Origin of the sequence: Streptomyces sp. SolWspMP-5a-2 (assembly GCF_900091845.1) — a bacterium.
Classification (GTDB): Bacteria; Actinomycetota; Actinomycetes; order Streptomycetales; family Streptomycetaceae; genus Streptomyces; species Streptomyces doudnae.
This window is the reverse complement of the sequence record NZ_FMCI01000229.1, coordinates 1-2,544: the sequence shown is the minus strand read 5'-3', so window position 1 is coordinate 2,544 and position 2,544 is coordinate 1. Positions and strand designations below refer to the sequence as shown.

3 protein-coding genes and 1 pseudogene are annotated in these 2,544 nt (G+C 74.1%); 1 reads left to right on the top strand and 3 read right to left on the bottom strand.

All coding sequences use genetic code 11. The features are described 5' to 3' along the window. Positions 1-135 (top strand): annotated as a pseudogene (locus GA0115242_RS41815) (D-alanyl-D-alanine carboxypeptidase); the annotation flags it as partial. Here GA0115242_RS41815 and GA0115242_RS22865 read toward each other — a convergent pair. The 3 genes from GA0115242_RS22865 to GA0115242_RS22855 all read right to left on the bottom strand — a co-directional run. Then, positions 83-1,174: a YihY/virulence factor BrkB family protein gene (locus tag GA0115242_RS22865; protein WP_093831415.1), complete on the bottom strand. Its 1,092-nt coding sequence runs from the start codon at positions 1,172-1,174 to the stop codon at positions 83-85. The pseudogene GA0115242_RS41815 and the gene GA0115242_RS22865 overlap by 53 nt on opposite strands. After that, on the bottom strand, positions 1,162-1,599 hold the full coding sequence (locus GA0115242_RS22860; protein WP_093831413.1) for a GtrA family protein: 438 nt from the start codon (positions 1,597-1,599) through the stop codon (positions 1,162-1,164). The genes GA0115242_RS22865 and GA0115242_RS22860 overlap by 13 nt, the downstream gene beginning before the upstream one ends. Beyond that, a partial coding sequence (locus GA0115242_RS22855) for a decaprenyl-phosphate phosphoribosyltransferase (protein ID WP_237549243.1) occupies positions 1,596-2,544 on the bottom strand: 949 nt, incomplete at its 5' end. The genes GA0115242_RS22855 and GA0115242_RS22860, both read right to left, overlap by 4 nt.

The following is a 2,544-nucleotide window of genomic DNA, read 5'->3' as shown; positions in this document are numbered from 1 at the left end:
AGCACCGGAGGAGGCGGCCAGGGGATGGCGCTGGCGATCGCGGGCGGCGCGCTGGCGCTGCTGGCGGCCGCCGCGTTCCTGGTCAACCGCCGCTGGCCGCTGCCCGACCTGGTGCGCCGCCGCCCCCGTCCCTGACGTCGGCGGAGGCGCCGGTGCCGGAGCCGGTGCCGTCGTCGGCGGAGGCGCCGGTGTCGGCGGAGGCGCCCGTGCCGGTGTCGATGCCGTCGTCGCCGGGTTTCCCGTCCGCGTCCCGGTTCCCGTCCGCGTCCCGGTTCCCGTCCCCGTCCGCGTCCCCGTCCCCGTCCTCCTCCACAAACGGGTCCTCTTCCTTGCTGGGTGTGGCCGTCCAGGCCGCGCAGAACAGGACCAGTTTCGACGTGAAGTTGATCCACAGGAGCAGGGCGACGGGCACGCCGAACGCGCCGTACATGCTCTTCGCGGCCACCCCCTGCATGTAGCCGCTCAGCAGCAGCTTCAGCAGTTCGAAGCCGATCGCGCCGGTCAGCGCGGCGACCAGCAGCCGCCGCCGGGCCGGTTCGACGCCGGGCAGCAGGGTGAGGACGTAGAGCAGCAGCAGGAAGTCGGCCAGGACGGCGACGGCGAACGCGGCGGCCCGCAGCAGCGCGCGCCCCACCCCGCCCGCCTCGAGGCCCAGCTCGCCGCCGATCCAGTTGACCAGCGCGGAGGCGACGGCCGAGGCGGCGACGGTGACCAGCAGCGCGCCGCCGAGGCCCACCAGGACACCCGCGTCCTTGGCCTTGCGCAGCAGCGCGTTCTCCTCCTTGTCGGGCAGCTCCCACACCGCGCGCAGGCACTCCCGCATCGAGCCGACCCAGCCGATGCCGGTGAAGAGCAGCAGCGCGCCCGCGATGAGGCCGACGGTGCCCGCGTTCTGCACCAGGCTGCCCAGGTCGAGCTGGTCGGAGATGCCGGGCACCTGATCGGCGATCTTGTTCTGCAGGCTCTGGGTCCTGGCCGGGCTCAGCGTGGCGGCGGCGATCGCGGCGGCCACGGTGAGCAGCGGGAACAGCGCCAGGAAGCTGATGAACGTCATGGCAGCGGCGAGCCGCGCCCATTTCACCCGGTCGAGGCGCTCGTACGAACGCCAGACGTGGGTGATCATCAGCCGCGTCAGCAGCGGCCCCACGACAGGGAGCTTCTTCAGCCAGTCCATGGTGCGACCCCGCCCTCACTTCGGAACACCCATGTCCGCGTACCCCAGAACCGCAGAAGTGTGCCCAGCACCATGCCGACCCCCGCGCCGGAGACCGTGTCGGCCCGCTGCGAGGTCAGGCCGAGCCCGTAGTGGCTGACGGTCAGGCACAGCAACTGCACCAGCGCGCCCGCGACGTTCACCGCGAGGAAGACGGCGCAGGGGCGCAGTCCGGACGGCCGGGCGTCCCGGTAGGTGCCGAGCGCGTTGCCCGCGTAGGCGACCGAGCAGCCCGCCAGGAAGGAGAGCGCCTTCGCGGTGAGCGGGTCGAGCCCGGCGGGTCCGCGCAGCCAGCTGAACAGGGCGAGATCGGCGGCGTAGGCGCAGAGCCCGACGGAGGCGAAGCCGATCACCTCCCGGCGGTGGAGCGCCGTGCGGGCGCTCACCAGCGGGCCACCGCCAGGCCGTACATGGCGAGCCAGGCCAGGCCGATGACGGCGAGGGCCCGGTCGTGCAGCACGACCTCCTCCGGTTCGCCCGCCGTGCCGCGGTCGGCGAAGACGGCGTAGCGCAGGATCGCCAGGATGAACGCCACCAGCGAGAGCTGGCGCCAGGGCAGCACCCCGGCGTGGCCGCCGCCCTCCTCCAGGGCCCACATGCAGTAGCCGAGGACGGCGACCCCGGCCGCGAGCTGCCACACGAACCGCAGGTAGCCGACCGTGTACTCGGTGAGCAGCGCCCGGGTGGCGCCCGCCTTCCCGGACATCTGCAGGGCCTCGGAGTAGCGCTTGGCCGAGACCATGAACAGCGCGCCGAAGCCGGTGGTGATCAGGAACCAGCGCGACAGCGGGATCTGCAGCGCGAGCCCGCCCGCCATGGCCCGCATCAGGAAGCCGGTGGTGACGACGACGAGGTCGACCACCAGGACGTGCTTGAGGCTGACGCAGTAGGCGAGCTGCATGCCGAGGTAGGCCGTCAGCAGGGCGGCGACGGCCGGGGAGAGCAGCCAGGCCGCGAGGACGGGCGCGAGGACGCCGAGGACGGCTCCGGCGGCGTAGGCGACCGGCACCGGGACCTGCCCGGCGGCGACCGGGCGGCGCCGCTTGGTGGGGTGGGCGCGGTCGGCCTCGGCGTCGCGGGCGTCGTTGACCAGGTAGACGGCGGCCGAGCAGGCCGTGAACAGGGCGAAGACGAGGGCGAGTTGACCGGCCGCATGGCGGGAGAAGAGCTGTCCGGCGGCGGCCGGGGCCGCGACGACCAGGACGTTCTTGACCCACTGCTTGGGCCGGGCGGTCCGCAGCAGGCCGCCGAGCAGGCCGCCGCCCCGCGCGGGCGGTCCCGCCGGGGGCGGCGGCGTGCGCTGCTCGACGAGCGCCGGGTCGCGGGTGCGC

What these genes read in the sequence shown, in the direction of transcription:
- GA0115242_RS22865 (WP_093831415.1), bottom strand. Translation starts at nt 1,174, where the DNA reads ATGGACTGGCTGAAGAAGCTCCCTGTCGTGGGGCCGCTGCTGACGCGG.